Below are 25,913 nucleotides of genomic sequence, written 5' to 3' on the forward strand. Positions count from 1 at the left end.
TCGTCTTGATTTCGGTTAAGTGCCCGAATCCCGTCGGACAGTACTGCTTGTTGAAGGACGAGATGGGCCATGGAGAGCAGGCATGTCATCTGCAATATCGCGCATTTTCAGCGAAGGCTTTCGGGTATTTTTCCTTTCTGCCGGTCTTTATGGTGTGTTTGCTGGTGTCGCCTGGGGTGTTTGGCTGGCCTCACTGGATGGGCTCTTACCCTATGCCGAGCAAAGTTATGGAATGCCCCCGGTCATGTGGCATGCCCATGAGATGATTTTTGGTTATGCAACGGCAGCACTGGGTGGGTTCTTTCTGACCGCGGTTCCGAACTGGACCGGCACGCCCGAAGTGCGGGCGCGCTTTGTCACGATCGTAGCGCTGATCTGGATGGCGGGGCGGTTGGCGGTGTGGTTTTCAGGATCGCTCTCTCCGATTACCGTCGCGATTGTTGACCTGAGCTTTGTTCCGATTCTTGTCCTGAAAATTGCCAGCCAGCTGGTACGAAGGCCCAAGCCACAGAACATGATATTTCTGTATCTTCTGAGTTTGGTGTGGGTGGCCAACCTGATGGTTCATCTGGAATGGATAGGTGTCGCCGCAGACACGTTGAATACCGGCGTGCGAGCAGGGCTGCTGACCTTGTGTTCAATGATAGCGATACTGGGGGGACGTATTACTCCGGCCTTTACGCGCAATGCAATGAAACGCGACGGTGTTCCCGAAGCCCTGTGGCCGGTTTCAAACGCGGCGCTGGAAAAGGCCGTGATGGCGCTTGCCCTTGTGCTGCCGTTGTTGGTTCTGACCTTGGGCAGTGTTTTCTTGGCGGGTATCTGCGCGTTGTTGCTGGGCGGCGCCCAGCTGATGCGCATGGCACGGTGGAGAGCGGGTTGGGCGTTGCGGCAGCCGATCCTGATTGCTTTGCACCTGGGCCTGATGATGCTGGCCCTTGGGTTGTTGCTGTGGGGGTCTGCCGTCACCGGATATGGCAATGAGATCGGCGCGCTGCACATTTTGGGGATCGGGTGCGTTGGTGGCATGACCCTTGCCGTCATGAGCCGCGCCGCCCTTGGCCACAGTGGCCGGCCCCTTGTTGCTCCGTCGCCCATGGCGGTCGGATACGGGCTTATGGCGGCGGCGGCTTTGGTCCGCTGGCTGGGGTCCGGGCTAGCAGGTGGATATATGACCGCCATGCTGACGGCTGACGGGTTATGGATTGCCGCAATCGGGTTGTATCTGTTTTCCATGTGGCCAGCGCTGACGGGTCCGCGCGCAGCAAAGCACGGCTGACACGGAACCTTAAGCGCGGATTGCAGTTCAGAATATTAAGGGGCGTTCGTTCTTTACGTGGCGGGACACGAGCGCACGAGCGCGTCTTCCGTTTTCAGGTATGTGCCGCACAGACTGAGGAACGTGCCAAGGGGTCTCTAGTTCCGGAAACAGGTCGAAGATTTCTGCCCTTGCTTCTGGGGGAACGCTGGACAGAGCCTGTGCGCCGACAAAAAGGCTTTCCGACGGGGCACCTTCTGCGAAGATGATTTCATGGCGGTCGAACAAAAGATGGTAATACGTGACTGACACAGTGTCTTCTGCAACGCTGATACCGGGGCTGGCAGTAAGAATGCGCGCGGGGACTAGGATTTCCTCTGCGTCAAACATTCTGACGGCGATCCGGGATCGAACCAGCATCCGGTGCTGTGGCGAAACAAGCAGGTCGCGTTTTGGCAAGTCACACCCCAAGGCCCCGGCTTTGATGAGGATTGGAAGCAGCTTGGGTTTTTTCACCAGCTCCTCATGCGATAGATTTCGCTTTCCGATCCAACGTATATGTTGCGGTCCATTGTCGGCAGTCACGACCATGTCACCCACCTTCAGATCCTCGATGGGCATCGGACCTTCTGGCGTCATGATAAGTGTTCCGGCAGTAAAGCACGGCACGTCAATGATGGCAGCCGGGTCAGTTGTGTCGGGCGCATTGGTCGGCGTGACGTTCACGATGTTCATCGAGTAGGTCGTACCGGGCACAAGAGGTTCAGAGGTAATATAGCCGCCCAATACGCCGTCAACTTCGACGCGATATACAGTAATTGTGCCCCCGCCTGGTTTGGACAGAACGTAGGATTCTTCCAGGTATATTGGGCCGCTTAGAAAGGTGGTCGAACCATCGAGGGTGGTGATAGTACCGGTCTGCGTCAGGTCATCACCGTCTTCGTTGTCAAAGCGGTCACCGTTGAAAACATCCCCTGTATCGGGGATAGGTGGTCCGCCGCCGTTTTGAATAAAACCACCAGCTGCGTCCGTCACGCTAAACAAACGACGATCCGTGTCGGGATCAAAATTGACATCCAACGTAACCGTGTCCGGCCCAATCGTATTCACCGTGATGACACCGGGTGTATAACCGATATAAGAATAGTTCGCCATTTTTGCCCATCAATCTTTGAAACGGAATTTTCACCTTTTCTCAGGTGGTTGATTACGTCCGGTATATCAAGAAGTCGACGCGAAAGTGTTCACAATTGCCTCAGATTTCAAGGCGACCCTAAGGTCATTTCGTTATTCTCGGTGTTTGCGGATCTCTGATCTCGTTCCTGAGGATACTTTAGAAGTCTTGACTTTCGTTAAGGCAGCCCTGTGACCCGCACGTCATGTTGCCTGCACTAGCTAATCTGCGCAAAGGAGAGCGCGATGCGAGAAGTCATGACAAAGAGCATGGCTCGCAACATATTCTATGGCGGGTCACTGTTCTTCATCCTCATCTTTCTGGCTCTATCAGCCCATTCACATCTGTATATCGTCAATTCCGAAAATGCCGCGAAGCTCGACGAAAGTGTGGTTCGGGGCAAACATGTTTGGGAAAAACACGCCTGTATCAACTGCCACACGATCCTTGGCGAAGGGGCGTACTTTGCCCCTGAGGTCGGCAATGTGATGACACGTTGGGGCGTGTTGGACGACCCGGAATCGGCCTTTGAATCCCTCAAGGGCTGGATGGAGGCACAACCCACCGGCATTCCCGGTCGTCGGCAGATGCCGCAATTCAACCTCAGCGACGAAGAGATCCGGGATCTGACCAACTTCCTGATCTGGACGGACAATATCGATGCTCAGGACTGGCCGCCCAACGAGGCTGGCTGAGAAGGGGAATGGAGCAATGAAATATGAATCCCAAAAAATCGCCTATGCCTACTTTGCGGTAGCCATGGCGTTGTTCGCGATCCAGGTGATCGGCGGCCTGCTGGCCGGTCTGATCTATGTGTCGCCTAACTTCCTGAGCGAGCTTCTGCCGTTCAATATCGTGCGGATGCTGCACACCAACTCGCTGATTGTCTGGCTGATACTGGGCTTCTTCGGGGCGGCCTATTTCCTGATCCCGGAAGAGGCCGAGCGTGAAATCCATTCGCCCAAGCTGGCCTATTTGCAGCTGATCATTCTTGTGGTCGGTACGTTGGGCGTGGTTTTGACCTATGTCTTCAACCTGTTCGAAGGCAACTGGCTGCTGGGCAAAGAGGGGCGCGAGTTCCTTGAGCAACCCAAATGGGTCAAGGCCGGTATCGTCGTTGCCGCGCTGATCTTCCTTTACAACGTGTCCATGACCGTTCTGAAGGGCAAGAAGACTGCCATCACCAACATCCTGTTGTTGGGTCTATGGGGTTTGGCGCTGCTGTTCCTGTTTGCCTTCTACAACCCGGGCAACCTGTCGCTGGACAAGCAATACTGGTGGTATGTTGTCCACCTGTGGGTCGAAGGTGTGTGGGAACTGATCATGGCGTCGATCCTGGCGTACCTGATGCTGAAGCTGACCGGTGTTGACCGTGAGGTGGTCGAGAAATGGCTTTATGTCATCGTCGCCGCCGCGCTGTTCTCGGGCATTCTTGGAACAGGTCACCACTACTATTGGATCGGTACCCCCGGTTACTGGCAGTGGATCGGTTCGATCTTCTCAAGCCTCGAGGTGATCCCGTTCTTCGCGATGATGGCCTTTGCCTTCGTCATGGTCTGGAAAGGCCGTCGTGACCACCCCAACAAAGCCGCTCTGTTGTGGTCGCTGGGTTGTGCAACGCTTGCCTTCTTCGGTGCCGGTGTCTGGGGCTTTCTGCATACGCTGCACGGGGTGAACTATTATACCCACGGTACGCAAATCACTGCGGCCCATGGTCACCTGGCCTTCTACGGCGCCTATGTCTGCCTCAACCTTGCGATCTTCAGCTACGCGATGCCGATCCTGAAGAATCGTGATCCTTACAATCAGGTGCTGAACATGGGCTCGTTCTGGCTGATGACCAGCGGTATGGTCTTTATGACCTTCGTGTTGACCTTCGGTGGTACCGTGCAGACTCACATGCAACGTGTGGTCGGAGACTACTTCATGGACGTACAAGACCAGATCGCAATCTTCTACTGGATGCGTCTGGGTTCCGGTATCGTCGTGGTCCTTGGTGCGCTGCTGTTCATCTACTCGATCTGGGTTCCCCGGAAAGAAGTCATTGAACCCGGCGCAGCTGAAACCCCTGCGGAGTGATGGATATGGACGGTTCCATGAAACTGAATGAGGGGGCGGCAAACGCCCCCTTCTACCTGCCCCAAGGCGATGAATGCGATGTATTTGCCGCAGCGTATAACAACGATTTGCCAGTTCTTCTGAAAGGTCCGACGGGCTGCGGCAAAACCCGCTTTGTCGCCCACATGGCCGCAAAACTTGGCCGCCCGCTTTATACCGTAGCCTGCCATGACGATCTGGCCGCCGCCGACCTGATTGGCCGTTATCTGCTGAAAGGCGGGGAAACCGTCTGGGTTGATGGCCCCCTGACCCGCGCGGTGCGCGAAGGCGCAATCTGCTATCTCGATGAGGTGGTCGAGGCCCGCAAGGACGTTACTGTTGTTCTGCACCCGCTGACCGATGACCGGCGCATCCTGCCAATCGACCGCACCGGCGAAGAACTTGAGGCCGCACCCGGCTTCATGCTGGTCGCCTCATATAACCCCGGATACCAGAATATCCTAAAAACCCTGAAACCTTCGACCCGGCAGCGGTTCATCTCTCTGGAGTTCGATTTCCCGTCCGCGCAGATGGAAGCCGAAGTGGTCGCGCAGGAAAGCGGTCTGCCGCTGGAACGTTGCAAGCCGCTGGTGCGACTGGCGGGTAAGCTGCGCGGGCTCAAGGGTCAGGATCTTGAGGAAGGCGTCTCCACTCGTCTGGTTGTCTATGCCGCGACACTGATCGTACAGGGCATGTCCACCGACCGCGCCATCCTTGCCGCCATGATCGAACCTCTGACAGATGACGAGGATATCAAACGCGGGCTCCTCGATCTTGTTACGGCTGTCTTTGGGTGAGGCCAGCCAATGGTCAAGATCGATTTTGAGCCATGGGAACCCGAAGAAACGATCGGGAAACTGTGGCACTCCCTTGCCAGCCGCCTCGATGCACCACAGGTGCACGATGGAGCCGCGGTCGACCTTTCTGAGGTCGCGGGGCGGCTGGCCGTCCTCTTTCGAGGGCTGGGCGGTGGTCCGGGCGTAGAATTGCGCCCGGTCTCGCCCGAGGTTTCACACCACCGTCTGGGTTGGCGTCGTCGTCTGGCAACCGAGGCAGAACTGATGCCCCGCGCCTCGTTCGACGGTGAAGTTCTGCGCCTACCGGACCGTCTGGCGGTTTTTCCGGCCCGCGAAGCCAACGGCGCGTTGTATGTCTGGCTGGCCGCCGCGGCTGCCCATGCCGGAACGCGAATTGATGAAGACGACCCGCTGCGCGCCGACCTGCGCGTGTTGATCGCCGCGCAGAGCATGGTTGATGCGACCCTGGACGACGCCCCCGGCCTGCGCCCGCTTTATACCGAACTTTGCAAGGGCGTTTTGCATCAGCGCGATATCCCCAACCTGCCACCGGTTGAGGACGCAGTCGAAGAGCTGATCCGCCATAAGTTGGGCGACCCTCAACCGCTGTCGGCCAAAGCCGAGCAGCTTCTGACATTGGACGATGACCTGATCGCCCCCCGCGGCTATCAGCCTATGCGCCCGGTTCCCCTTTGGCCTGAACTGCGCGCAGTTGGCTTTTCCGAACATAACGAGGTGGAAAACCCCGAAACTGAAGGTCCACCCGAGGAATCCGGTGAGAAAACCCACCGCGCCCGTCGTCGCAAATCGGATCAGGCCGAGCGCAGCGACAGTTTCATTCTGCATAAGTTCGAAGCCATCCTCAGCTGGGCCGAGTTCCTGAACATCAACCGCCGCATCGACGAAGATGATCCCGACAATGCCAAGAAAGCGGCCGATGATCAGGAAGAAATTGGCCTGGGTCAGATATCAAAAGCCCCCCCAACGCGGCTGAAGCTGCACCTTGATCTGGCACCCGAGGATGTGAACCGCGAGCGTCTGTCCGGTCGCATCCTCTATCCCGAATGGGACGTGCGATCGGGCCGGTATCTGCCAGATCACGTCAACGTCCTGCTGTCGGATGCGGATATCCGCGACGACGCTGCCGCCTTCGGCAAGGACCCTGCCACCGCCCGCCGCATCCGCGCGGTCAAACGCCAGTTCGAGGCGCTGCGCCCTGGTCGTGTGATGACACGTGGCCATCTGGACGGTGACCAGCTGGATATCGAAGCCGCCGTGCGTGCCGAAACCGACCGCATGGCCAGCGGCGAAAGCAACGACCGCATTTGGCAACAATCCCGTCCCGAGGCGCGCGACCTGGCAGTCTCGATCCTGCTGGATGTCAGCCGTTCCACCGAAAGTGCCGTAACCGGCCGCGCCGTGATCGACATTGAACGTGAAGCTCTGGCCGCTTTGGCATGGGGTCTGAACGCCTGCGGTGACGATTTCGCCATTCATGCCTTCAGTTCGCTGAAACGCCAGCGCGTCTATATCCAGCGATGCAAACGGTTTGATGAGCCGATGGGTGCCAAAGTTGAACAACGTATCGCGTCGCTGCGACCAGGCCATTACACGCGGCTTGGGGCCGCGATCCGTCACTGTTCAAAGGATTTGGCAAGTCAGGCCCGCAAACGCCGCCTGTTGCTGGTGATCACCGATGGCAAACCCAATGATCTTGACCATTACGAAGGGCGCCACGGGATAGAAGACACCTGCATGGCCGTTCGCGAAGCACGCCGCGCCGGGCAATCGGTATTTGGCGTCACCATCGACAAAACCGGCAAAAGCTGGTTCCCACGCATGTTCGGACAGGGTGGGTTTGCGGTTATTCCTGACCCACACCGCCTGACCATGGCCCTACCGCAGATCTACCGCCAACTGGTCGGAGCATGAGCGAAACCTCTTTCATCGACGAGTTGCCGGGCGAATTGCTGATGTGGGTTCTGATTATCAGTGAGCTGCTGGTTTTTGGTGCCGGGCTGATCGCGTTCATGGGTGTTCGCCTGACCGACCCCGCAGGCTTTGCCGAGGCGCAATCGCATCTTTATCGAACAGGTGCAGCCTTTAACACCGCAATACTGGTCACATCTGGATATCTGGCCGCGCACGCGCTGAGCTGGCGCCGCGCAGCATTCCGGTTCAAGGCCAGGCTTGCCCTGACAGGCGCTGCCGTACTTGGGATCGCATTCCTGGTTATCAAAAGCGTGGAATATGCTGGAAAGGCGGGGCAGGGCATTACCTATGAAACCCACCCGTTCTTCATGTTCTACTACCTGCTGACGGGGTTTCACGCGGCGCATGTTCTGGCCGGGGTGGGCATTCTGCTGCTTGTCGCGTGGCGCGATGATCCTCGTAACATCGAAGCGGGCGCACAGTTTTGGCACATGGTCGATCTGGTCTGGATCCTGCTGTTTCCTGTGATTTATCTTCTGGGATAAACAAGATGTCGGCAATTTCATCTTTTGCTAAATACTCCCGCCGGAGGCGTACGAACTCACTCACCAGCGCGTGGATGGTGCTTTTGGCGCTCAGTCTGGCCTCAACGCTTTTGACCCTGATGAAAACGCCTGACGTACTCATTGCAGGCGGTATCCTGCTCCTTGCACTGATCAAAGCCCGTGTGATTCTGGCCCGATATCTGGACCTGGTTGAAAGCCCGGGCTGGCTGCGGGGCTTCACCATGGTTCTCACGGGGTTCTCTGTGGTGATCTTCGCACTGTACCTGATCTGAAAAAAGCCGCCCCCCAAAAGGGGCGGCAGGTTACCAAGCAAAGGGACGCTTAGGTTATTGTGCGGCCATTGGCATCCGCGCGATCTGACAGCGCTGCCACAGCGCCGACAGGGCGCCCACCAGATGATCGATATCCTCATCCGTATGAACGGGTGACGGCGTGATCCGCAGGCGCTCGGTTCCTTTTGGAACTGTTGGGTAGTTGATCGGCTGAATGTAGATGCCAAACTCCTCAAGCAGGGTGTCCGAAATGAATTTACACTTCACAGGGTCGCCAACCATCACCGGGATGATATGGCTGGGGTTGGGCAAATGCGGAATGCCCTCGGCGTCCAAACGGGCGCGTACCTGCGCCACGCGGGTTTTTTGCAAGTCACGCTCGGCACTTGAATGTTTCAAATGCCGGATCGATGCGGCGGCGCCGGCTGCAATCGATGGAGGTAGGGCAGTGGTGAAGATGAAGCCACTGGCAAAGCTGCGGACAAAATCACACAGCGCGGCTGAGGCCGCGATATACCCACCAACCACGCCGAACGCTTTGCCCAACGTGCCTTCGATGACGGTCAGGCGATCCATCAATCCTTCGCGTTCGGCAATCCCGCCACCGCGCGGGCCGTAAAGGCCGACGGCATGAACCTCGTCCAGATAGGTCATCGCGCCGTATTTGTCGGCCAGTTCGCAGATTTCCTTGATGGGAGCGATGTCGCCATCCATAGAGTAAACCGATTCAAATGCGATCATCTTGGGTGCGTCGGGATCCGCTGCGGCCAGTTTGGCGTCCAAATCCGCCAGATCGTTATGTTTCCAAATCACCTTCTGGGCACGCGAATGCCGGATACCTTCGATCATCGAGGCGTGGTTGAGCGCGTCAGAAAACACGATCAGCCCGGGAATTCGCGCCGCCAATGTCCCCAAAGCAGCCCAGTTCGACACATATCCCGAGGTGAATAGCAACGCGGCTTCTTTCCCATGCAGGTCGGCCAGCTCAGCCTCAAGCAGAACGTGATCATGCGTGGTGCCCGAGATATTGCGTGTACCGCCAGCGCCAGCGCCGCAGCGATCCAGTGCGTCGTGCATGGCAGAGATCACCGAAGGGTGCTGCCCCATGCCCAGATAGTCATTCGAGCACCAGATCCGCACATCCCGCTGGACCGGTCCGTCAGTTTGACGCGCGTTCGGAAACGCACCGCGACGGCGTTGCAAGTCGATGAATATCCGGTAGTTGCCTTCGTCTTTCAAAGTGTCGAGGCTCTGGCTGAAAAATTGCTCGAAGTCCATCTGGCGTGCTCCCCGGATAATTGAAATCTCGTTGAACCTATGCCAGTGGGGCGCGCCCTTACATGACAATAGTCAAGTTGGAGATCGAGAAAAGGGTGGCACCCCCGCGCTGGCTTTGGCATAGCATGTCACGGGGTTGATCATCCGGGGGTGTTCCCGGAGCGGACGAATAAGGGGCTGCCTTCTTGTCACACGAGGCACAAAAGATAATTGCGCGGCAGTCACTGCTCTTGCGAAGCCTGCCAGAGCAACATGTCGATACTCTGCTGCGTCAGGCCGTCTGGCGGCAATACGACCGGGGCGAGACGATCTTTCTGCAAGAGGAAGAGGCCAAGGCCGTACATGTTGTACTGGCTGGTTGGGTCAAGCTGTTTCGCATTTCCCCGACCGGTGCCGAAGCCGTGGTGAGCGTTTTCACGCGCGGTGAAAGCTTTGGCGAAGCCGTTGCGCTGCGCAATGTGCGCTATCCCGTTTCGGCCGAGGCGGTATCCCCCTGCGAGATCATGCACATCCCAAGTCCGGTGCTGCTGTCGCTGATGAAGCAAGATCCGGAAATTTGCGTATCAATCCTGGCGGCCACATTCACGCATCTGCATTCCCTGGTGGCGCAGCTCGAACAGCTAAAAGCCCAGACCGGTGCGCAGCGTGTCGCGGAATTCCTGCTGAACCTGTGTGATTGCGATGCCGGCCAGTGCGAAGTTGAACTGCCGTATGACAAGATGCTGATCGCCGGGCGTCTGGGGATGAAACCCGAAAGCCTGAGCCGCGCTTTTTCGAGGTTGAAACCAGTCGGGGTTAAGATCAACCGAAACCACGCGGAAATTGCAGATATGGATGTATTACGGAATTACGCGGAAAGCGACCCGAGCGAGAAATAGAGCCGCGTGGCCGTTGCTCTGTGCAGTAAACTGGCCATTCCCGGTCTGCGATCTTTCCGGCAATCACTATCCTTCCTATTCTTGCTGGACATGCCCTATCGGGCGCGATCCTGAGTGGGTGAGTTGATGGAACACAGACATGACGATTGAACAGCTACTGGTCGGTTTTCCCCGCGCGAGACTGATGACAGCTGCTACGCCGGTCGAACGGCTCGATCGTCTGTCCGACCAGCTTGGTCTGGATCTGTGGATCAAGCGGGATGATCTGACAGGGTTGAGCTTTGGCGGCAACAAGACCCGGCAGCTTGAATTCTATATGGGCGAGGCACAAAAACAGGGGGCAGATACCATTCTGATCACCGGCGCTGTGCAATCCAATTTCGTGCGCACGGCTGCCATGGCTGCATCGAAGCTTGGGATGGAGGCCGTGCTTCAATTGGAAGAGCGTGTGCCGGATATGGGAGACCATTATTATTCCTCGGGAAATGTACTTCTGGCCCGGCTTCTGGGTGCCGAGCACATGCACTACGGTACCGGAGAAGACGAGGCCGGGGCCGACAATGCCCTTCACGCGCGGGCAGATCAGCTGATCTCTGAGGGCCGAAAGCCATATGTAATTCACTTGGGCATCGATCATCCGCCCTTGGGGGCGTTAGGTTATGTGGCCGGGGCTGCCGAACTACTGGATCAGATCGCCGATTTCGACGTGGCGGTGGTGCCATCCGGCAGCGGTTCGACCCACGGCGGGTTTTTGGCCGGGCTGCGGCTGGCTGGCAACACGGCACCTGTTTATGGCATCTGCGTTCGCCGCGACCGCCACCTGCAACATGCGCGGTTGCAAAAGGTATTGGAACGGTTGGCGGGTATGATGAAGTTTGACCCGGCTCTGGTCATGAAAGACATCATCACATGGGACGGCGCATTGCCCCCTGGATACGGGCGGATAGGTCCGTCCACACAGAGGGCGCTTGAACAGATGGCGCGTGCCGAAGGTATTTTTCTGGATCCTGTCTACTCGGCCAAAACCTTTGCAGGTTTGTTGGAATTACTTGAAAACGACACAATTCAACAGGGCCAGAAAGTTGTGCTGTTGCATACGGGTGGGCAACCGGCGCTGTTCGCATATCAGGAAGAGCTGTTCCCGGCCTGAGAGCCATCCGAGAAGCCACTATAGCGGAAGTCGCGCTTGGCCAGCCAACCCGTCGTTTCGAAGCGCGCGACGCGGTTTCACGTGACCTATGTCAATGACAGTACCGCGGATGTCGTGTCGGTTGAGCGAGCCTAGCCCACCTTAGAATGGATGGAAGGCATGTTCGCAGAGTTGGAGGCTGGATATGGCTGATGGATGCGGCTGTGATCGACACGCGCATGTGTATCTGAGCGTGGATGAGGCCCTGCTCCGTGGCCTGTCCGCTGCTGATCCGATCACAGAAACGGAAACGCTGCCTTTGGCCGCTGCAATTGGGCGAGTATTGGCCTGCGACTGTTTCAGCAAGGTCGATATGCCCGCTTTCGACAATTCGGCAATGGATGGCTATGCGGTTCGAACAGCCGATCTTGGCGATACCGACCTGTTCCAGATGCCGGTGGCGGGTCGCATCGCGGCGGGGGACAGCGGATCTCATGCTGCTCCTGCGGGTAGCGCGCTGAGGATTTTTACCGGAGCGCCCGTTCCCTCTGATTACGACGCCATCGTCATGCAGGAAGATTGTGATGTTGTAGAGGGGCAAATCCGCTTCAGCCGCCGTCCAAAGCCCGGGCAACATATCCGGCGTGCCGGTGAAGACCTTCATGCCGGAGCGCCGATCCTGCGGCTCGGCTGCGAGATTGGCCCGCGTGAGGTGGCAGCCCTTGCTTCCGCCGGGTATGGCGAGGTCGTGGTGCTTCGCAAGCTGAAGGTTTCGATCTTTTCAACCGGCAGTGAGTTGCGCCAACCGGGTGAGCCCCTTGGGCCGGGGCAGATCTATAACTCGAACCGTTACATGCTGCTTGCGCTGTTGCAGAAACCCTGGATTGACCTCACGGACCGGGGGCAGGTCGAAGATGACCCCGAGCTTTTGAAACAGGTCTTGCTGGACGCGACTGAAACCTCTGACCTGATTATTACAACCGGTGGTGTTTCTGTCGGCGATGAAGATCATATGCCGCGTCTGTTCACCGAGATCGGTGGCGTGACGGATGTGATGAAAGTCGCAATGAAACCGGGCAAGCCCATCATGTTCGGTCGGCGTGGCCGTGCGCTTTACATCGGTCTGCCGGGTAACCCGGTTTCTGCTTTTTTGACTTGGCAAATTATCGGATCGCAGATGATGGCGCGCCGCGCCGGTCTGCACCACACACCGCAGGCAGCCGTGCAGGCAGTTCTGTCGGAACCTTTGTACCGTACCGCAGGCCGACAGGAATATCGCCCGGTTCAGATTGACGGTTACACACCGGACGGACGGCCCCGATTGCGTCTGATGGAGCCGTCCTACAGTGGCCGCGTTGCTTTGCTTGCACAAGCGGATGGATTGGCGATCATCCCGGCAGAGGTGACGGAATATCCCGAAGGGCAACGCCTTGAGCTATTGCGGTTTTAAGCCCTAAGCGCTTTTCCTGCGGCATCAAAGGGCGGTTCATGCAGGATTGTGGCCCTGTGTGGGCGCCCCAGAACCATAACCTCGACCTCATCACCTGGCTGGGCATTTTTCACATATCCCAAGGCCAACGACATTCCGACGGTGTAGCCATAGGTGCCCGAGGTCACCCGGCCGATCCCTTCACCATTCTTGAAGATCGGCTCACCACCTGTTGCATCCGCGTTGGACGCTGTCACATCCGCTTCGTTCAGGTGCAGGATCACCAGGTGTTCCCGAGCCGGGTTCTGCAACACTTTCTGCGCAGCTGCCTTGTTGAGGAAGTCCTTATCAAACTTGCAGAGGCGATCAAGACCCACTTCATGCGGCCAATATTCCGGGCTGTATTCTCGGCTCCAAGACCCATAGCCCTTTTCGACCCGCATAGACATCAGCGCCCGGCTGCCAACAGGGCCAGCCCCGAACTCTTTGCCTGCCTCAAGCAAGGCATTGTAGAGCCGTGCCTGATCTTGGGTGTCGCAATGCAGCTCCCATCCCAGATCGCCGGTAAAGGAGACGCGCAGGGCAAGAACCTGAACCCCCGCCAGCTCGATCTTGGCGGACCGCATGAAGGGGAAATCTTCGGTTGCCAGCGATGTGTTGGTCAGTCGTTGCAGGATGTCACGGGAGTTGGGTCCGGCCACGTTAAAACCGCACATCGCTTCGGTTTTGCTTTCGAAAGTGGTGCCTTCAGGCAGCGGAACCTGTTTGAAAAAGCGCTTGTGATACCGCTCTGCCATGCCCGAGCCGATCACCCAGAACTCCTCATCAGCCACGCGGGTGACGGTAAAGTCGCCTGCAATACCGCCGCGCTTTGAAATAAGAGGGGTCAGACAGGAGCGACCAACGGTTTTGGGCATGGTGTTGGCAAAGACGGCGTTCAGCCAGTCTGCCGCACCTGGACCCTTGCAGACATATTTGGCGAAGTTCGAGATATCGATGATCCCGGCACGGTCGCGCAGCATCCTGCATTCCTCGCCCACCGGTCCCCACCAGTTCTGATGGGTAAAGCCATTCGTGTCTTTGGTGTCGGGCGTTGCGGCAAACCACAGCGGATGTTCCCAACCGGCGTTCAGGCCAAAAACCGCACCCATGGCTTTCTGCGCCTCATAGATCGGGCGAACCCGTGCCGGACGACCGGCGCTGCGTTCTTCATTGGGGAAATGGATCGCGAACCGATGACTGTACTGATCTGCCACGCGCGCTTTGGTGAATGCCTTGGTGGCCCAGCTGTCAAAACGCGCCAGATCCCAGGCGAACATGTCGTATTCCGTTTCACCCTCGATGATCCATTGCGCTGCCATCAGGCCCATGCCACCCGATTGCGAGAAGCCGGGGATGATACCATTGCAGCAGAAATAGCCGTCGACCTCGGGCACCGGCCCCATCAGAACGTTCGAATCCGGAGACCAGATCATTGGGCCGTTGATGACACGCTTGATCCCGGCTTCACCAACCGCGGGCAGGCGTTCGATGGCGTTCATCATGTTCTCTTCGATCCGTTCCAGATCATCAGGGAACAGGTCGTGGGCAAAATCCAGCGGCGTGCCTTCTTCGGCCCAGAACCTCATGTCTTTCTCATAGGCGCCGACCAGCAAGCCGTTGCCTTCCTGACGCAGGTAATACTCTCCATCCCGGTCCGAAACAGACGGCAGGCGGATGCCGTGGCTTTTCACATCCGCCATGGATTCGGTTACGAAATACTGGTGCTCTGTAGGTTGCAGCGGCAGTTCGATTCCAGCCAGTGCAGCAACCTCGCGCCCCCACAGGCCCGCTGCGTTCACCACCCAGCGTGTCCTGATGTCACCTTTTGGTGTTCTGACGATCCAGCTGCCATCCTCCTGCTGCTCGGTTGCGGTGACCGGAGTGAAACGGTGAATCTGCGCCCCACGTTGACGTGCGCCGACCGCATAGGCATTGGTCACGCCCGACGGGTCCACATTGCCGCCATCAGGTTCGAACATTACGCAACGGATGCCGTCGTAATTGACCAGCGGGTTCAGCTTCTGGGCTTCCTCGATGCTGATCTCATAGAAATTCATGCCATACAGCCTGGCCTTTGCGGCCTGTAGCTTCAGCTGATGTTCGCGCTCTTCTGTCTGGGCCAAGTATAACGAGCCGGGCTGGAATACTCCGCAGCTTTGACCGGTTTCAGCTTCCAGCGCTTTATACAGGCTCATCGTGTAATGTTGGATGCGGCTGATATTGGTACTGTCGTGCAATCCGTGAATGTTGGCGGCTGCGTGCCAGGTTGACCCCGAGGTCAGCTCGTCCCGCTCTAACAGAACAACATCCGACCATCCCAGTTTGGTCAAATGATACAGGATCGAGCACCCGATCACTCCTCCGCCGATGACCACGGCCTGAGCTTCGTTTCGCATTTTGGCTATCTCGCGCGTTTTCGTTCGCGCCTGTTCTTTCATGAAGACTGGCCCATCGACAATGTCGACAAAATTCGAGATCGAATGAAGTCAGCTAAACTCAAACTTTGAAAATTGCCTAGCGTCGCGATACGCTTAAGCAAATGAGCTCGTCAGAACGTCAATCGGTGTGCGCGACCGCGCTCAAACAGCTTTAGGTTCAACTCATCTGCTTCCGGCGCGCCATATTCCAACGCAAACACAAATGCGTGGGTCAGATAGAAACACGAGGCTTCATGATCCTGGCGCTGTTCAGCCAAAATCGCCGCTTGGTGATACAGCCGGATCAATGCGGGTACATCTTTTTCCGCATGGGCCCGTAAGAGTTGTTTATCGAGTTCGTTCAGATCCACTGTGACCCTTTCAGCGAATTCACACCGGCTATTTGCTAGGAGGCAAAAGACTGTAACGCCGTCCCGTCTGTTGTTGTTACAGACGACCCGCGATCTGGCCAGAAGGGCCTGACCAGATCGACTTTTCAGGATTGCTTACGCTTCAGCGCGGGCTTTTTCGATTTGCGTGGCCACCCAATGATGAAAACAATGGGTCGGGCCGTCCATCGCGGGCGAGAAACGGCCACCATCGAATTTCACGCCATGACGGCCTTTCTGCATGCCTTCAACCACAAAGACGTCTTCCTCGAACACCGTTTTCCACAGTTGCGCATTCTTGGCACGCAGCGCTTCGTGTTCGGGTGCTTCTTCGGGTTTTTTGGCGTAGTAGAGCTCAATCCGTTCGTTCGAACGCTCATGCGTGATCGGATCGATGAGGAAGGCAAAGCCGTGGTCACGCTGAACACCCAGCAGGGTATTCGGGTAAACGACGATATATTCCGCGCCGTCATTCCACTGCTCACTCAGATTCTCGAAATCATCCAGCTTTTCGCCATCGTGACCCTCGAACTGGCGGTAGACATAGGTGCCCTGACCCGAATATTTGCCCAGTTCGTTGATGTTGTAGTGGTCTTCCAGACGCGAATAGCTGTTCAGGCCGGGATGAACCCAGGGCAGGTGATAGCTTTCGCAGTAGTTCTCAACAGCCAGTTTCCAGTTCGAGTTCAACTCAAGATAAACCGATGCGCCAGCGCCACCGTGATACATCGGTTGATCGAATTCTTTCCAGCGTTCCATCAACTCGCCATGGACATCTTCGAATTCCGGCGCGTCGCCGCTGACATTGACAAAGACAACATCCCGCCAGACATACGAGCGGATGCGGATAAGGCCCAACTCGGCGAAGTCCAGATCCTCATGGGTGTTCTGCCCAGGGCCACCGACATGAGGGGCAGTCCGCAATTCACCATTCAGGCCGTAGCACCAGCTGTGATAGGGGCAGCGGATCGCGCCGCGGATTTTTTGCGGCTTGTCGACCAAAATCATGCCGCGATGACGACAGGTGTTCTGGAACACGCCGATCTGACCGTCGCGATCACGAACCATCAACAGCGGCACACCGAGGAAATCGATCGGATATGCATCTCCCGCCTCGGGAATGTCTTTGCCAAAGCCGATGCCGGACCAGTTCGCAAACAAGACCGCATCCCGTTCTTCGGCAAAAACTGCGGGATCAATATAATGCTCGTTCGGCAGACCCTTTGCGGTGTTTACCGGTGTCAGAACAGACGAAAGCGGTGCGTACTTGTTCATCGGCCACTCCTGAGTGATTTTGAATGAGTTTATCGCTGCATCCATTGGCGGCTGAGGCCGCCCACGTTCAATACTAAAAAACCTAATGGCAAATTGAGGCAGGCTAAACCGAACCTTCAGACAGTTCGTTGAGCAACCAATTCTTGAGAGCCAGCGCCCCTTCCGAAAGCTGATCGTCCGGGCGACCGACAAGATAGAAGTTGTCCGGGGCGGGCAGGCTGAATTCCTCCAGCGCGACGAGTTTCCCCGAAGCCAGCATGGGCTGGACCAGACGTTTCCATCCCAGCGCAAGGCCCGCCCCTTTACGCGCCACCTGAAGGGCAAGCGCGTAGCTGTTCACCCGCGATTCCACGGGAACAACTCCAGAAAACCCGAGGTCGTGGAACCAGGATGACCAGGTCGTCCAGGTGCTGTCCTGAGTTTCGAGATGGATCAGCCGCCGCTGCACGAGGTCTTCAAGGCTGGCCCCTTCAAGGTCCGCGGCCATCTGGGGGCTGCAAACGGGTGTCAGGATATCGCGATACAGTTTCGTGTGCGTGAGTTGCGCGTTGGCGTCCCGGCCATAGCGGATGAACAGGTCGATATCCGGCCGGTCCGTGAAGGCCTTGTCCTGCGCCATCTGGTTCACTTTCACGTGCGGAAAATCCTGCCAGAACCGGATGACAGATGGCGACAGCCAAAGTGCGGCGACTGCAGTGGTTGATCCAACGGTTACGTGGTTCTCGGAATCATTGCTGCGAATCTTTTCAAGTGCCTTTGAAATCTGCCGGAACGAAGTGCCGAGTGCCTCAAACAGGTCTTGCCCATCCTCGGTCAGTTCCACGCCGCGGTGCTTTCGGACAAAAAGGGCCGCGCCCAGCTCGCTTTCCAGCGCCTTAATCTGATGACTGACGGCACCAGGCGTCACGGAAAGCTCGCTTGCGGCTTCCTTGAAACTGAGATGCCGAGCGGCGGCTTCAAAGGCCGATAGTGTCGTAAGTGGAGGAAGGTTGTAGTGGCGTCGAGACATGGAGGTTTGTTGGCTTTTGAACTCTGGGTGAGTTCAATTCACCCGAATGTTAGAAATTTTGCAATTGAAATCTATCTTTTTTCCTGTTGTTTGCTGAAAGACGCAGAATGTACGCCACGTGAGACCGAACAGGACAAGTGATGGATACTCAAGTTGCCCGCCTTGTGCGAAAAACACCACTCAGTCCCGACACCTCTGATTTCTGCTTCGAGATCGAAAGCGGGCGCTTCACCAGCCTCGAGCCCGGGGCGCATGTGGACATCCATCTTGAAGACGGTCTGATACGGCAATACTCGCTGTGGAGCTGGAGCCAGGATGGACGCCTGATCAACGTGGCCGTCAAACGCGAAGACGAAGGGCGAGGCGGGTCACTGGCGATGCATGACCTGCAAGAGGGCGCGACCGTGGAAATTGGCGGTCCCCGCAACCATTTCAAACTCGAAAGCCATGATCGGCACGTCACTTTGATCGCTGGCGGTATCGGGGCCACACCATTGGTTGCAATGGCACGTGAGTTGCTGAACCGAGGGCAGGATTTTCGTGTCTACTATCTTGTTCGTTCGAAAGAATACGCGGCGATGGATGCGCAATTCCGGGCGCTTGGACTGGATGAATGGTATCATTTGCATTGTGATAACACAGACGGGGTATTCGATCTGAGATCGGTCATGCAATCGATGCCGATGGGCGCAGACGTTTATACCTGCGGCCCGGAACCGATGCTGAATGCGGTACTGGAAGCAGGTGCCTTGCTGCGTGGCGGCGCGATACACTTTGAACGGTTCGCCGCCGCGTCGGACATTGAACATGCCCCGAACGCCGATTTCCAGATCGAGATCCAGTCGACCGGCGCGGTCTATCCCGTTGGCAAGGACCAATCTATTCTGGAGGTTTTGCAGGCCAATGGTGTGCAGGTTGATTTCGGCTGCTCCGAAGGGCTTTGCGGAACCTGTATCGTTGATGTCGTGTCCGGCGAAGTTGATCATCGCGACGGTATACTTACTCCGCAAGAGCAGGAAACGCATGAGTTCCTGTGCACATGCGTTTCGCGGGCAAAGTCCGACTTATTGGTTCTGAAACTGTAAATGGAGTTACAATCACGCCCTCCATCTGTTGTCGCTAACATGTTATAAGAGCCATCAAGATGGTCGTTTCAAGTCGCATAAGGGTCGGATTCTCGGGCGAGCAGCCCCAACCTCCGATATAGGTTTTTTCGAATTGCAGGGCGCAACCACTTCTTGCGAAGCTGCAAGCAGGTTCAACGGCAAACTGATAGGTCACTAAGGACAAACAGATTTTGCAGGCGGCAAAAATCCGGGAGGAAAAGAGCGGTAGGAGACGCCACATGAGCGTGTGGACTTGCCGCAAATCTCAGTTGATCTGAACACTACCCACTCACTGTTTGGTGCATTGTGCATGTTTGTTTACGCCGTCCGGCACTGTGCATCCCTAACGGAACTCAAAAGAACAAAAAAAAACGGCGAACACACGGAGGAAAACGCAACATGTCGATACCCGAACCATTCACAGACGTTGAGATAAAAACGGCGGATGCCGGTTTTTATGAAAACTACAGCGTCCCAATTGCCCTGATCAGCAAGGCCATCATGGTCGCGCTGGTTCTGTGGGCATTGGTATTCCCTGCAAATGCAAACGGAACGCTTGGCAGCCTGAACGGGCGGTTGCTCGAGCTTTTCAACAGCTTCTACATTGTCATTGTCGGGTTGTTCCTCGTTTTCCTTGCCGTTGTCGCCGCTATTCCGTCCACGGGTCGCCGTGTTATGGGAACACCCGGTGAAAAGCCCGAGTTTTCGAACTTCTCTTGGTTTTCCATGATGTTCGGTGCCGGTCTGGGTGTTGGTCTGATGGTATTTGCAACCGCAGAACCACTGGGGCTGTGGGGTTCAAACCCAGAAGTTGTGTCCGGTGCTGTCGTAGGTAATACGCCCGAAGCACTGCAGTCGGCTTACCGCTATACCTTCTTGCACTACGGGTTTCACGCTTGGGCCATCTATGTGGTGACCGGTTTGTCGCTGGCATATTACGCTTATACCCGCGATATGCCTCTCACCATCCGTTCGGCGCTGACGCCCCTGTTTGGCCGCTTCGTCAATGGCTTCTTCGGCCATGTGGTAGACGTACTTGGCGTTGTTGCAACGATCCTCGGTGTTTCTGTCACCATCGGCTATGGTGTCAGCCAGTTCATCGACGGGCTTTATGCCATCACCGGTATGGAGTGGGTCATGGATCTGGGTGGCGAAGTTCCAACTCCAAGCAAAGTGGGCCTGATCGCCGGTCTGGTTGTCATTATGTGCCTGTCGATTATTTCCGCAGTATCGGGCGTCGGTCGTGGTGTTAAATACCTGTCGAACCTGAACCTCGTATTGTCGATCATCCTGTTGGGCACATTTATCGTTTTCGGCTCGTTCGTCTTTGCCATGACCACTTATGGCACAGCAATGGTCGACTACATCCTTCATATCCTGTCGCTCAGCTTTAACGCCTATGGCCCGTTGTCAGTTGAAGCCTTCGCTGCGGCGTTGCCTGCCGAAGCCCATGCCAATGATCTGATGGGTGGGGCCACCAATGCATGGGGCAGCTTTGACGGTTTCAAGAGCGGCCTGGAAGGGGCAGCAGCTGAGTTGGATGAAGCAACCCTGGCAGCCGTTTATGCGGCGGGTGAGCAGGGGCGTCAGTTCGGCTGGCAGTCGGGCTGGACCACGTTCTACTGGGCCTGGTGGATCGCGTTCTCGCCTTTCGTGGGCCTGTTCCTTGCCCGTATTTCGAAAGGGCGCTCTGTCCGCGAGTTCATCGTAGGCTGTGTGCTCGCACCGGCGTTGGTTTGCTTTGCATGGATGACTGTTCTGGGTGGAACTGCGATTGATCTGGAACTGGCAGGCGCTGCAGAAGGTGCAATCATCGGCGCATCGAACACCAACAAACTGTTCGTGACCCTGTCTTACATGATTGACGGTGGTCTGCTGTCAATGCTGAACGTGATGTGTGTGATCCTGATCATGACATTCCTCGTCACGTCGGCAGACTCGGGCATTCTGGTGATGAATACCATCATGTCGGGCGGCAGCCAGGAGACGGGCATCAAGCACCGCATCATCTGGGGTGTCATCCTGACGGCTGTGATCGGCGCGCTGATCCTCGCGGCGGGTGAAAACAACCCGATGGATGCGCTGCGAAACGCAATGATCATCGGCGCATTGCCCTTTACTGCTGTAATGGGTTTGATGTGTATTGCTCTGGCCAAAGCTTTGTTCCGCGACAGCCAGCGGGACAAACACGCCGCTACTGGTGCACAAGCCGCCGAATAAAGCGAAAGCTTAGCTTGTGACTTGATCAGGCCGCCCGGAATTGGGTGGCCTGACTTTTTTTGCGCAGAGACTGGCCACAACCCTCAAACAGCGAAAAGGTGCTGGCCAGCCCGACCTTGGCGAAACACTAAAAACCATATCTCAACGAAAAAGCCCCGGCAAAAACCGGGGCTTCAAAGCATCTTGTCGAGAAATGTCTACATGCAGGCTTCAACGGCGCGTTTGGTCATGACCGACACAAGATGCGCCCGGTATTCCTTGCTGCCATGTAAATCAGCGATCATGTTGGCAGGGTTAATCCGAAGGTCCATCAAGGCGTCCGGGCGGAACTCCTTGTTCAGCGCCTGCTCTGCTTCGCTCCAACGGAAGACGCCATCCTCACTTGCCCCGGTCACCGCCACACGCACACCGTCCGTGAAACGGGCCAGATATACCCCAACAAGTGCAAACCGCGACGCTGGCTGCAGAAATTTTTGATAGCTTGCCGCCTGCGGAACCGGAAAGCGGATCGAGGTGATGATCTCTCCTTCATCCAGGGCTGTGGTGAACATACCCTGAAAAAAGTCATCTGCCGAAATTTGACGCGTATTGGTCACGACGGTCGCGCCGGATCCTAGCACGCCCGCCGGATAACAGGCTGCCGGGTCATTGTTCGCAACCGAACCACCGATGGTTCCACGATTGCGCACTGCCGGATCGCCAATTTGTCCAGCCAATGCCGCCAACGCGGGATAAGACCCCGCAGCGTCGCGAGCAACGGCAACGTGAGGTGTTGCACCCCCAACAGAGACCGAGCCGTCATCATCAACGCAAACACCTTGCATCTCGGCAATGCCGCCCATCGACACCAGTTTGGACGGTGCCGCCAATCGCTGTTTCAATGTCGGGATCAGGGTTTGCCCGCCTCCCAACGCCTGCGCATCCTCTGTTGCCAATGCTGCAACTGCGTCAGCAATGGTCGAGGGCTTCTCAAACTCGAAATTGTACATTTCGTTCTTCCTTTCCGAAAGGCGCTGATCCGCCCTTCATCTGGCTATAAATATCCCGGGGAGCGCGAGGGGCTGGCCCCTCGCACCCCAACCTCTCAACCATGCATCGCCGTCCAAACGCGTGACGGGCTCATCGGCATGTCGATATGATCAACAGCCCTTCCACCCGAGTTCAACGCATCCAGCACCGCGTTGACCACCGCTGGCGGTGAGCCGATCGCTCCGGCCTCGCCGCAACCCTTCACACCAAGCGGATTGTGCGTACAGGGCGTCTGGCTGGAATGATCCACGCCGTAGAACGGGACGTCATCGGCGCGTGGCATCGCATAGTCCATGAACGACGCGCTCAGCAATTGGCCGTTCTCGTCATAGGCGCAGTTCTCCAGCAGGGCCTGACCGATGCCCTGACCAATACCGCCATGCACTTGTCCGTCAACGATCATTGGATTGACGATATTGCCAAAGTCATCCGCCGCCGTGAACTTCTCAATCGTGACCTGACCTGTGTCTGGATCAACCTCGACCTCACAGGCATAAGCCCCTGCCGGGAAAGTAAAGTTGGCCGGGTCATAGAACGCGGTTTCCTCCAGTCCCGGTTCAACTTCCAGCGGATAGTTGTGCGGGACATAGGCCGTAAGGGTCACATCCCCCCACGCCACCGACTTGTCGGTCCCCGCAACGCTGAACTGACCGTCCTTAAGTTCGATATCTGCCTCGGACGCTTCCAGCAAATGGGCTGCGATCTTTTTGGCCTTGTCGATCACCTTTTCGGTGGCCTTGACCATAGCCGAGCCGCAGACCGCCAGCGAGCGTGAGCCATAGGTGCCCATGCCGAACGGGATCTTCGAAGTGTCCCCGTGCACGATCTCGACCATTGACTCGTCGATGCCGATCATGTCGGCCACGACCTGCGGGAAGGCTGTTTCATGGCCTTGCCCGTGGCTGTGTGCGCCGACCATAACACTGATCGAACCAGTGGCGTTCACCCGAACTGTCGCCGCGTCGTAAAGACCTGCACGGGCTCCCAACATGCCGACGATATTCGAAGGCGCGATACCACAAGCCTCGATATAGCAATTGACGCCGAGACCGCGCAGCTTGCCTTTGGCCTCACTCTGCGCGCGTCGTGCGGCAAAGCCCGCAAGATCAGCAGCGGCCTCAAGCTTGTCCATGGTCCCGTTGTAGTCCCCGGTGTCGTAAGTCAGCGCCACTGGCGTGTCATAGGGGAACTGCGTGACAAAGTTCTGGCGACGCAGGGCGATCGGATCGACACCTAACTCGCGCGCAGCCTTGTCGATGACACGCTCCAGTTGGAAGGTTGCTTCGGGTCGACCAGCGCCGCGATAGGCGTCCACCGGCACCGTGTTCGTGAACATCGCCTTCACATTCACCTGAATGACCGGGGTCTTATAGTTGCCTGCCATCAGCGTCCCATGCAGCCATGTCGGAACCGAGCTGGAGAAGGTCGACAGATAGGCACCCAGATTGGCATAGGTGTTGGTCCGCAGGCCGATGAAGTTGTTATCCGCATCCAGAGCCAGCTCAATCGTGCTGACATGGTCACGACCCTGCGCATCCGACATGAACGCCTCGGACCGGCTGGCCGTCCACTTGACGGGGCGGTTGCAGGCCTTGGCGGCAAAGGTGCAGAACGCTTCTTCTGCGTAATGGAAAATCTTGGTGCCAAAACCACCGCCCACATCCGGGGCTACGACGCGGACTTTGTGTTCCGGCAGACCCAGAACGAACGCGCACATCAACAAACGGATGACATGCGGGTTCTGCGACGTGGTATAGAGCGTATATTCATCTGTGCCCCGGCTGTACTCGGCCACAGCCACGCGCGGCTCCATCGGGTTGGCGACCAGCCGGTTGTTCACCAGATCCAAAGTGGTGACATGCGCCGCATTGGCAAAGACGTTATTCACCTTGGCGTCGTCGGCCTCACCCAGCTGCCAGTCATAGCAGATGTTGTTTTTCAGATCGTCATGAACCAGCGTCGCGCCATCCTGCGCGGCGGATTTCATGTCGATCACGGCGGGCAGTTCCTCGAAATCCAGATCAATAGCCTCGGCCGCGTCACGGGCCTGTTCCAGACTGTCAGCCACCACGGCGGCAATGGGATCGCCCACATGGCGCACCTTGCCCTGTGCCAGAATTGGGTGTGGTGGTTCCTGCATCGGCGCGCCGTGCTTGTCGGTCACTTCCCAGCCACAGGGCATTCCGCCCACGCCTTCAAAGTCTTTGCCGGTGAATACTCTGACCACACCGGGCATACCTTCGGCGGTTGATGTATCTACAGAATTGATCCGACCATGCGCGATGTCGGACCGCAGGAAATATACGTAAGCCTGACCACGTACGTTGATGTCGTCGGTATAGTTGCCTGCTCCGGTCAGAAAGCGGACGTCCTCGCGCCGCTTGGAACTGGCTCCGATGCCACTGTCTTTGGGCATTGCTTGTTCTCCTCCCATAAACGGATGCTGCTGCACCCTTCACTTGTCCCACGGGCGCAACGTTTACGCCCGCAGCGGCATCATTCCGCGGCGATACTGCCGACGTCCTGGCCTGAGGCGGCCATGATCGCCTTGACGATATTGTGGTAGCCTGTGCAGCGGCACAGGTTGCCTTCCAGATATTTCCGTATTTCGGCCTCAGACGGGCGTGGGTTGTCTTTCAGCAGCGCTGCGGCGCTCATCACCATACCCGGAGTACAGAACCCGCATTGAAGGCCGTGATGATCCTGAAAGGCTTGCTGGATCACATTCAGCGAACCATCCGCATTTGCCTGACCTTCGATTGTGCCAACGTCAGCGCCGTCAGCTTCGACCGCCAGTATATTGCACGACTTCACGGCCTGGCCGTTCACATGTACAACGCAGGCACCGCACTGGGCCGTATCACAGCCGACATGCGTGCCCGTCAATGACAGTTGCTCGCGCAGAAAGCCGGACAGTAACGTCCGGCCCTCAACCTCGCCGCTAACAGCCTTGCCGTTCACGGTCATGGAAATTTTCATGACTTTCTCCTCCCTGAGTTCCAACGGTTCAACCGCCCAATACGCGCTTGAACCAACCTTTTTTTGTTTCGCCGCCTTCACCCTCGGCAGAAGGTTCAGCTTGAACCTGATCCGAGGTTTCCGGATCGGGTGTTTTTTCGGGTTCGACCGCGTTCTGAAAACTTTCAAAGAACCGGTCGGCCATTTTTCTGGCGACGCCATCGATGACCCGGCTGCCCAGCTGGGCCAGCTTGCCACCGACACGTGCGTCGACGGTATAGGTCAGCAGAGTACCTTCGGGCACATCAGACAAACTGACATCGGCCGCACCCTTGGCAAAACCCGCAGCCCCACCCTTACCTTCACCCGAGAGCTTCACGCTTTCAAGCGTTACGATATCAGAGAGGGTAACGGCCCCTTTGAAGGTCGCTTTGACGGGGCCGACTTTCTGCACCACCGTCGCTTCGAACCCGTCATCGACCGAGCCCGTCATTTCCTGACATCCCGGAACGCATTCTTTCAGAACCTCAGCCGACAAAAGCGCGTCCCAGACCTTGGATCGCGGCGCGGCAATGACGCGGCTGTCACTCAGCTCCATTTCTCTTCTCCAGGTGTTTTTTCTTACGCTACGTGGTGTTTTTCGCCCTGCCTATTAGAC

The 25,913-nt window shown here is 57.0% G+C and carries 22 protein-coding genes; 12 read left to right on the forward strand and 10 right to left on the reverse strand.

From position 1 onward, the window contains the following. Positions 1-82: 82 nt before the first annotated feature. The gene (locus tag ACR0AP_RS16510) at positions 83-1,279 is read left to right on the forward strand and encodes an NnrS family protein (RefSeq protein ID WP_480507911.1); all 1,197 of its coding nucleotides are present in this window, start codon (positions 83-85) and stop codon (positions 1,277-1,279) included. A gap of 27 nt (positions 1,280-1,306) precedes the next feature. Here the strand turns inward: ACR0AP_RS16510 and ACR0AP_RS16515 are convergent, their stop codons facing one another. Beyond that, positions 1,307-2,413 carry a Hint domain-containing protein gene (locus ACR0AP_RS16515; RefSeq protein WP_480488719.1) on the reverse strand — a complete coding sequence of 369 codons (1,107 nt, stop codon included), beginning with the start codon at positions 2,411-2,413 and terminating at the stop codon, positions 1,307-1,309. Positions 2,414-2,677: 264 nt separating this feature from the next. Between ACR0AP_RS16515 and ACR0AP_RS16520 the strand changes: the two genes are divergently transcribed. From ACR0AP_RS16520 to ACR0AP_RS16545, 6 genes are read left to right on the forward strand one after another with little or no spacing between them, the layout of a single operon-like run. Beyond that, entirely contained in the window at positions 2,678-3,127 is a 450-nt protein-coding gene (locus ACR0AP_RS16520; RefSeq protein WP_209597154.1) for a c-type cytochrome, read from the forward strand. A gap of 16 nt (positions 3,128-3,143) precedes the next feature. Beyond that, positions 3,144-4,511 carry a cbb3-type cytochrome c oxidase subunit I gene (locus ACR0AP_RS16525; RefSeq protein WP_209507056.1) on the forward strand — a complete coding sequence of 456 codons (1,368 nt, stop codon included), beginning with the start codon at positions 3,144-3,146 and terminating at the stop codon, positions 4,509-4,511. A 5-nt stretch (positions 4,512-4,516) separates the two neighbouring features. Beyond that, entirely contained in the window at positions 4,517-5,326 is an 810-nt protein-coding gene (locus tag ACR0AP_RS16530) for an AAA family ATPase (RefSeq protein WP_480507913.1), read from the forward strand. Between the two features lie 9 nt (positions 5,327-5,335). Beyond that, positions 5,336-7,258 (forward strand): nitric oxide reductase activation protein NorD, encoded by a 1,923-nt coding sequence (locus ACR0AP_RS16535; protein ID WP_480507915.1) that lies wholly within the window; start codon positions 5,336-5,338, stop codon positions 7,256-7,258. Beyond that, positions 7,255-7,803: a cytochrome c oxidase subunit 3 gene (locus ACR0AP_RS16540; RefSeq protein ID WP_480507917.1), complete on the forward strand. Its 549-nt coding sequence runs from the start codon at positions 7,255-7,257 to the stop codon at positions 7,801-7,803. Before ACR0AP_RS16535 ends, ACR0AP_RS16540 begins: the two co-directional genes overlap by 4 nt. Before the next feature lie 5 nt (positions 7,804-7,808). Further along, entirely contained in the window at positions 7,809-8,096 is a 288-nt protein-coding gene (locus ACR0AP_RS16545; RefSeq protein ID WP_480507919.1) for a cytochrome C oxidase subunit IV family protein, read from the forward strand. 54 nt (positions 8,097-8,150) lie between these two features. Here the strand turns inward: ACR0AP_RS16545 and hemA are convergent, their stop codons facing one another. After that, entirely contained in the window at positions 8,151-9,374 is a 1,224-nt protein-coding gene (gene hemA, locus ACR0AP_RS16550) for a 5-aminolevulinate synthase (protein ID WP_480507921.1), read from the reverse strand. A gap of 185 nt (positions 9,375-9,559) precedes the next feature. Between hemA and ACR0AP_RS16555 the strand changes: the two genes are divergently transcribed. The 3 genes from ACR0AP_RS16555 to ACR0AP_RS16565 all read left to right on the forward strand — a co-directional run bounded on the left by ACR0AP_RS16555 (position 9,560) and on the right by ACR0AP_RS16565 (position 12,831). Beyond that, the gene (locus ACR0AP_RS16555) at positions 9,560-10,252 is read left to right on the forward strand and encodes a Crp/Fnr family transcriptional regulator (protein ID WP_267365173.1); all 693 of its coding nucleotides are present in this window, start codon (positions 9,560-9,562) and stop codon (positions 10,250-10,252) included. A 139-nt stretch (positions 10,253-10,391) separates the two neighbouring features. Next, a complete protein-coding gene (locus ACR0AP_RS16560) occupies positions 10,392-11,402 on the forward strand; it encodes a D-cysteine desulfhydrase family protein (protein WP_480507923.1) in 1,011 nt (336 codons plus the stop codon). Positions 11,403-11,586: 184 nt separating this feature from the next. Beyond that, on the forward strand, positions 11,587-12,831 hold the full coding sequence (locus ACR0AP_RS16565) for a molybdopterin molybdotransferase MoeA (protein ID WP_480507925.1): 1,245 nt from the start codon (positions 11,587-11,589) through the stop codon (positions 12,829-12,831). Here ACR0AP_RS16565 and ACR0AP_RS16570 read toward each other — a convergent pair. The 4 genes from ACR0AP_RS16570 to ACR0AP_RS16585 all read right to left on the reverse strand — a co-directional run bounded on the left by ACR0AP_RS16570 (position 12,828) and on the right by ACR0AP_RS16585 (position 17,942). After that, the gene (locus ACR0AP_RS16570; RefSeq protein ID WP_480507927.1) at positions 12,828-15,248 is read right to left on the reverse strand and encodes a GcvT family protein; all 2,421 of its coding nucleotides are present in this window, start codon (positions 15,246-15,248) and stop codon (positions 12,828-12,830) included. The two genes, ACR0AP_RS16565 and ACR0AP_RS16570, sit on opposite strands and share 4 nt — an antisense overlap. 152 nt (positions 15,249-15,400) lie before the next feature. Next, a complete protein-coding gene (locus ACR0AP_RS16575) occupies positions 15,401-15,640 on the reverse strand; it encodes a hypothetical protein (RefSeq protein ID WP_480507929.1) in 240 nt (79 codons plus the stop codon). Positions 15,641-15,775: 135 nt separating this feature from the next. Further along, positions 15,776-16,933 carry an aromatic ring-hydroxylating oxygenase subunit alpha gene (locus ACR0AP_RS16580; protein ID WP_480507931.1) on the reverse strand — a complete coding sequence of 386 codons (1,158 nt, stop codon included), beginning with the start codon at positions 16,931-16,933 and terminating at the stop codon, positions 15,776-15,778. Between the two features lie 103 nt (positions 16,934-17,036). Next, a complete protein-coding gene (locus tag ACR0AP_RS16585) occupies positions 17,037-17,942 on the reverse strand; it encodes a LysR substrate-binding domain-containing protein (RefSeq protein ID WP_480507933.1) in 906 nt (301 codons plus the stop codon). 140 nt (positions 17,943-18,082) lie between these two features. Between ACR0AP_RS16585 and ACR0AP_RS16590 the strand changes: the two genes are divergently transcribed. After that, entirely contained in the window at positions 18,083-19,027 is a 945-nt protein-coding gene (locus ACR0AP_RS16590) for a PDR/VanB family oxidoreductase (RefSeq protein WP_480507935.1), read from the forward strand. A 420-nt stretch (positions 19,028-19,447) separates the two neighbouring features. Further along, entirely contained in the window at positions 19,448-21,268 is a 1,821-nt protein-coding gene (locus ACR0AP_RS16595) for a BCCT family transporter (RefSeq protein ID WP_480507937.1), read from the forward strand. Positions 21,269-21,465: 197 nt separating this feature from the next. Here the strand turns inward: ACR0AP_RS16595 and ACR0AP_RS16600 are convergent, their stop codons facing one another. The 4 genes from ACR0AP_RS16600 to ACR0AP_RS16615 all read right to left on the reverse strand — a co-directional run bounded on the left by ACR0AP_RS16600 (position 21,466) and on the right by ACR0AP_RS16615 (position 25,853). Next, a complete protein-coding gene (locus ACR0AP_RS16600) occupies positions 21,466-22,257 on the reverse strand; it encodes an FAD binding domain-containing protein (protein WP_480507939.1) in 792 nt (263 codons plus the stop codon). Positions 22,258-22,352: 95 nt separating this feature from the next. Next, positions 22,353-24,713 (reverse strand): xanthine dehydrogenase family protein molybdopterin-binding subunit, encoded by a 2,361-nt coding sequence (locus ACR0AP_RS16605; RefSeq protein ID WP_480507941.1) that lies wholly within the window; start codon positions 24,711-24,713, stop codon positions 22,353-22,355. An 80-nt stretch (positions 24,714-24,793) separates the two neighbouring features. Next, positions 24,794-25,276: a (2Fe-2S)-binding protein gene (locus ACR0AP_RS16610; protein ID WP_480488696.1), complete on the reverse strand. Its 483-nt coding sequence runs from the start codon at positions 25,274-25,276 to the stop codon at positions 24,794-24,796. 28 nt (positions 25,277-25,304) lie between these two features. After that, on the reverse strand, positions 25,305-25,853 hold the full coding sequence (locus ACR0AP_RS16615; protein ID WP_480507943.1) for an SRPBCC family protein: 549 nt from the start codon (positions 25,851-25,853) through the stop codon (positions 25,305-25,307). Between the last annotated feature and the right edge of the window lie 60 nt (positions 25,854-25,913).

This window comes from Ruegeria sp. AF7 (assembly GCF_056541885.1).